The 5,763-nt window shown below is 64.8% G+C and carries 5 protein-coding genes; 1 reads left to right on the forward strand and 4 read right to left on the reverse strand.

The annotated features are described in order from the left end of the window. Positions 1-1,446: hypothetical protein (locus tag ABFE16_20410; protein ID MEN6347665.1), on the reverse strand; the 1,446-nt coding region annotated here is incomplete at its 3' end. A gap of 147 nt (positions 1,447-1,593) precedes the next feature. Beyond that, the gene (locus ABFE16_20415) at positions 1,594-2,073 is read right to left on the reverse strand and encodes a GNAT family N-acetyltransferase (GenBank protein MEN6347666.1); all 480 of its coding nucleotides are present in this window, start codon (positions 2,071-2,073) and stop codon (positions 1,594-1,596) included. A gap of 219 nt (positions 2,074-2,292) precedes the next feature. On the opposite strand from ABFE16_20415, the gene ABFE16_20420 reads away from it, so the two are divergent. Further along, on the forward strand, positions 2,293-2,586 hold the full coding sequence (locus tag ABFE16_20420; GenBank protein MEN6347667.1) for a hypothetical protein: 294 nt from the start codon (positions 2,293-2,295) through the stop codon (positions 2,584-2,586). Positions 2,587-2,631: 45 nt separating this feature from the next. Here ABFE16_20420 and ABFE16_20425 read toward each other — a convergent pair whose 3' ends face one another. Both ABFE16_20425 and ABFE16_20430 read right to left on the reverse strand, forming a co-directional pair. Beyond that, positions 2,632-4,275, reverse strand: a complete 1,644-nt coding sequence (locus tag ABFE16_20425; GenBank protein MEN6347668.1) for a glycosyltransferase family 39 protein — start codon at positions 4,273-4,275, stop codon at positions 2,632-2,634. A gap of 12 nt (positions 4,276-4,287) precedes the next feature. Next, a partial coding sequence (locus ABFE16_20430; GenBank protein MEN6347669.1) for a glycosyltransferase family 39 protein occupies positions 4,288-5,763 on the reverse strand: 1,476 nt, incomplete at its 5' end.

Genomic DNA, 5,763 nt, shown 5'->3' on the forward strand with positions numbered 1-5,763 from the left:
CTTCCACGGGCCGGCATCGATGCGGTACCCGGGTCGGCCTGGGCCCTCGGGACGGTACATCGGCTGTCTGTCGCCCCTGATGAAGCTTGGGCCACGGTCGTCACGCGGGTGCCAGGGCTCATAGGGCCGCGGACCCGGGTGCATGTCGCCGATGGTGAAGCCGTAGTGACGTCCCCGATCCCAGTCGCGGTAGCAGGGCAGTCGCCCGTAGTCGCGTCCGAAGTAGGGGAAGGACCACCACGGTCGGCCTGCCCAGCACCAGTCGTAGTAGTCGCCGAAGGGCACTCCGTAGTTCCAGTACACACCACAGTACAGGATCGCATCGGAGGGCCGGAAGTGAGCGTCGATGTGGGTGTACAGGTACTCGGTGCGCACGCCGCTATCGGCCCCGGTTGCCAGCGCAGCACTGAGCAGGGCCCGAGACAGCTCCTCCTCATCGACATTGTCCAGGTCAACCCTACCGTTCCGGAAGACCGGCAGGTCTACGAGACGACTCGCCGGGATCTTCAGGTCGGCCAGCGTGAGACTCCATCGCCGCCAGTTGTCCCAGGCGTAGAGCCGTCCGACGCGGTCCTCCGCGACACCGGCAAGGTCTCCAACGTAGAAGGCGATCAGCAACTCCTGTGGAGTGTACAGGTAGCGCCACCGGGCGTACTGCACACGCTCGCTGGGCACCGACCAGTTCCTGGTCACGAGCTCGGTCGCATAGAGAGTCTCCACGTCGCCGCGCTGCGGTGTGCCGGAGACCAGCGGGACCTGGTTGTCGAAGCAGCGACCGTTGTAGCGGGCCACTTCGGCCGTGCTGATGCCGGCTCCACGCGCCTCCTGGAACCAGTCCAGGCGTTGCAGGCTGCCCTTCAGGTAGGCGTCAAGGCCACGACCTGTCCGGTAGCCAATCTCTGCGGCCGCCAGGATATCGCGCGACAGCCATCCCTGCTGGTAGTAGCCGAACACCTCGTCCGGATGCAGATTGAAGACCTGTGCTACTGCCGAGCAGACGAAGAGGTCCTGCAGCGCGCTATCCGGCATGTCCCTGGGCGCGGTGACCTGCACCTGCTCGGGAAGCGACATGCGGTTCAGTGCGTCCGCGGTGACTCCCTGCGCCTCAGCGATCTCGCCCCAGGCCTTGCCCTGGGTCCTCTGCGAGATGACCTGCATGATGTTGGTCCCCGAGAGGAAGGAGACATAGAACGCGGGCAGGACGTCCGAAGACGGCATCTTCACCATCGACGCCAGATAGAGAATCTCGTTGGCGTCGTAGCCGAAGGCGTCACCGGTCAACCCCGCCGCAAACACCTCGAGCAGATCCTCTTCGTTGCTCAAGGATACTGCATACCGCTGTGCCACGTTGGTCGCAGGTGCGGCCTGAACCGCGACCGTCAGAGTGGCCAGCGACACCACCCCCAAGAGAACCAGACCCCTTCGAAGTACCTGCTGTCTGGTCATTTCCGCCACCTCCCACGCCCTAAGGGCGCGCAATCCTCTGAACATTACTACCGCTTGTAGTATTACCAATACCACAGACGCCCAATCCAATGCAAGGTTCTTTCTTGGGCCCACCTACTTTTTACTCTGCGCGAGGCAGACAAGGCCTCACAACGCCTCCTCACCAGCCACGCCGGATCGCTCGTAAGTCACGTGGCAGCTCTCGAATCCAGCCTTGGCCAGAGTCCGCGCACCGGCCAGGTTGCTGCTGTGGACTGTCGCCACGATGCGTTCAATCTCCCGCTGCGCGAAGTGCCTCACAGCGTACTGGGCCAGGAGAGTGCCAAGTCCGAGACGCCGCTGCGAGGGACGCACATACAGGCTCTTGATCACGCCGTAGCGTTCCCCGGTTGCGAGCGTCTTGCGGGTGCTGAGCCACAGCCAGGCAACGATGTCCCCTCCCTCGGCATCCACCAGCACCACCATTCCCTCGGGCTCCCGAGCGAAGGCACGCTTCAGCTTCTCGGTGTGGTACGTTAGGTCCTCAAGCGGCGCCTGCGGGAAGTTGGCCCGGGCTACCTCACGCTCGAACACCGCGAGAACCGGCAGGTCCTCAAGCCGCGCAAGACGAGTGCTTGTCTGGGGCATCGGTCTTCACCGCTTCAGCTTCGGGATCAGGGCAGAGAGCCGGTCAGACGCCCTGCCCTGGGGCTGCGATCGACCCTGGTGAAACCTTCCGACCGGCGGTTCTGTCTAAGGGTGTGTAGGTTTGAGGCGAAGAGCTGCCCTTGACAGCGCAATCGGCTGTTCGTATAATCGAACTTGTATTCGACGAACCGCGCGTTAGGATTTGAGGGAGTTGGCATCATGGACTGGACGACCCCACCGACCTTGCACACAATCAACGGATACCATATCGCCCTGTGGATCCTCGGGTACTGCACCTGGCGCTTCCTTCTCCATCCGCGTCGCGCAGCAGTCGCTACGGTCACGCGCAAACCGATCACGACTGTCTCCGCCGCTCCGACGGCTCGCCGCGCTCTCGCACTTGAGCCGCAGCCGGTCGACCGCTGGGCACGTCGTGCCGAGCTGCTCGCGGGCGTCGGTCGCGTCGACCCGCGGCGTCTTCGCCTCCAGCGCCGCCTTCGGAAGGCCGCCTAGACAGCCCTTCTGCCGCCTAACCCATGCACCCAACACGACCTCCCCTCAGTGGGAGGTCGTTTGCTGTCCGGTCGTAGAGTTGCTGAACCGCACGCCTCGACTGTCGAAGCTCATTACCCGTCCAGCCTCCGCGACCTGTACCACGAGGAAGGTCTCCCCCTGTGATCCCCACCGTTGCGGGCGTGCAGGCCCGACTACTCGCGCCTGCGGGTTGAGGAACACGACCTCGGTGATGGCCTCGGGCAGTGTCTTCGGGCTCGTCGGCGCGATCGAAGGCCTGGGCTCGGTGAGCGTCTGCTCGAGCAAGAGCAGTTGGTGATCGGGCAGCGAGTACTCCAGCAGGTTGAACTGCTGGCGCAGATCCGACTGCACGAACAGCGTCCGCCGGGCATCGAAGGTGCGCATTGTCTGGATCTGCCGCTCCAGCGCCGCCGTCTCGGACTTGAACCCAGGCACCGACGCCTTCAAGGTTACCCCCAAGGAGATCACCACAGCCAGCCCCAACAGGATCGTCGCGCAGGTCCCGTAGCCCAGTACCCGCACGCCGCTGTCCTCCCACTCGGTGCAGAACTGTCTCAACCCCGCCGCCGCGACGAGAAGGACAAAGGGGTAGTAGACCAGCACATGGTTCGCGTTATTGACATGCACCACGAAGTGGAACAGCGCAATCGGCACCAGCCAGACCAGGAGCAGGTGTGTTCGCGAATCCCGCAGCAGGTTCGAGGGGCGGAAGACCTGCCCGCAGCCATACACGAAGAGCGGTAGCCAGCCGAGGACGGAGACATGGCTCGCGCCACCGAAGATCAGCGTCGACAGCTCGGCCAGGTGCCCCTGGATCGCCTCCAGCAAGGCTCCGGGTCCCTGTGCAGTCGCTGCCATGAGGGTGCTCGGCCAGATGGCCTCCTGCCACTGCACCGACACCGCATGCCGGTAAGCGCCCCAGGACCCACAAGCCGCAGCGGCACCCAGTTCGGAGGAGGCTGTCAGCAGCCCCATGACGAGCAGGCCCACGAGCCGACTGCCCGCGCCCAGGCCCCAGGTCGCAACCAGCCACACCGGCACCACCGTCAGCGCCGCCTGCGGACGGATCATCATCGCCAGACTCGCCAGGACAGCGCTGAAGACCGTCCATCCGCCACCCCGGGCTCTCGCTCGCCATCCCGCCCACAGAGTCAGGGTCGTCAGCGCCACCTCGGCCGCGTGTGACTGCGCCATCATACTCGTGTGCCATACCGCGGGAGAGGTGGCCCACAGCAGGCCTGCTGCGAATCCGGCCAGGCGACCGTACCACTCCAGCCCCACCAGGTAGAGCGCTGCCGCGCCCAGGGCCGTGAACAGGATACTCAGCCAGTACAACGCCAGATCGGTTCGTCCCGCCAGCAGCGTCCGGGCACCCCGCACCAGCAGCAGGTACGAGTGATAGCCGGGCGGCTGCGGATGGTTGTGCAGCGGGTCGAAGCGGTCTACGCCAATCGCGTAGGCCCCGGCATCGGAAGTCGGCAGGATCGAGGGAATCGCCGTCGCACGCAGGGCAAGGGTCAGCACCATCAGACCCAGGATCAGCCAGAGGTCGCCTGAGCTGACATGCGACGGGCCGACGTCAAGGCTCTGGGCGTCCTTCCTCCTCGGCTTGCCCGTCGACTCCTTGACGGTCGTTGGGGCCTTGTCTCGACTTGGCTTGTGCCGCACCTTTGCACCTCGTCAATCGCAGCGGCGATAGAGGATATTGTAGAAGTAGTCCGGCGTTCCTACGCCACGGATCTCGCGGTCCAGGCGATAGTGCCTCTGGAGCAACTCGTGCAGAGGCTTCAGTTGCTCAACGCCCCCCTCGAGCTCCAGGACATGGTTGTAGTTGGAGAGGACGATGTAGGCCGGCTTGCTGCGCTCCAGGTCCTGCTTCCACATCCTCCAAACCTCCTCGCGCGCCGGGTCCTCACCAGCTTCGTACAGGAAGCGCGTATAGATGAAGCGCGAAGCCGGCCGCAGTCCGGTCAGGAGCGGGAGCTGGCAGTTCATCCCCACGACGAAGAGGCTGTCGCCCGGCTTCGTGCGGCTTGTAAGGTACTCGGCGGTCGCCACTTCGTTCGAGACGAAGGGGTCAGGCCTGCCCATGACCCGCCAATCGTGCGCTGCATTGTAGGTCCTGGACAGCAGCGGAACGGCAATCACCAGGGCCCAGAAGACCAGAAAGCACTTCGCAATCTTCCGTACCTCCGGAGGGTCCTCGTGCAGGGCTGCCCCTACTCGCGAGAGAGTAAGGCCGGCCAGCACAACCCCGGGAGCCAGGGGCTGAGCCTGGTAGTGCGGGAAGTAGCGCCTCCCGACCAGCATCCCGACGACGGTTAAGCCCAGCCAGGCAGCCATCAGGACCCTCTCGTGCCGCGGACGCACCTCCATCCACAGTAGGCCCAGGCCCACCACAGCCGGTCCCCACACGAAGACGAGGACGAGGAAGCGGTCCTCCATGAACCTCAGGGCACCGCGGACCGCCTCCGCCAGCGGGATGTCGTCCATGTAGGTCACGTTCGAGAGCACGCTGACCCGCCAGAAGTCACCGACCGCCCCGTGGGCGGCGAAGTAGCCGAGGATCAGCGCCGAGACCACTCCGACTCCGGCAAATAGGAGCCCGAGCATTCCCAAGACTCTCCTGAGCTGATCAGGGCGGTTCTCGTCGCTTCCCGTTGCGCCGCCGGTCCAGGCCATCACCCCCAGAAGCGCCGCGAGCAGGTCGAAGCAGTACACGGGCTTTGTCCACACGGCTATCGCCAGACCGACGCCGGCGCCGACAAACCGCCACGGCGAACCATCACGCATACCGGTTAGGAGCAGGTGCACTGCCACCAGCACGAAGGGCAGCGAGACCATCTCGGCGTTGAGCTCTCGGGCAAGCGGGAAGCTGGTCGCAAGGAGCAGCAACAGCGCCGTCCAGCGACCGGCAAGACCTCCGCCCAGCGTCTTCGCCAGCAGGTACGCGGCCCAGACACAGAAGCCCGTCCAGATTGTCAGGAAGAAGAGGTCGTACAATACCTGGTGCGAGCCGAAGAGGGCGGCCAGGCCCGTGTACGCAAACAGCATCACCGGGCCCTTGTTGTCCCACAGGTCACGGTAGGGCACAGCCCCCTGGAGCATCTCACGCCCTACCAGACCATAGATCGCCTGGTCGGGCGTCAGCCACTC

The organism is Armatimonadia bacterium, from assembly GCA_039679385.1.
In the GTDB taxonomy this organism is placed as follows: Bacteria; Armatimonadota; Zipacnadia; order Zipacnadales; family JABUFB01; genus JAJFTQ01.

Excerpts from the sequence above, each read along its gene's own strand:
- ABFE16_20415 (MEN6347666.1), bottom strand. The coding sequence starts at position 2,073 with ATGCCCCAGACAAGCACTCGTCTTGCGCGGCTTGAGGACCTGCCGGTT.
- ABFE16_20420 (MEN6347667.1), top strand. The coding sequence starts at position 2,293 with ATGGACTGGACGACCCCACCGACCTTGCACACAATCAACGGATACCAT.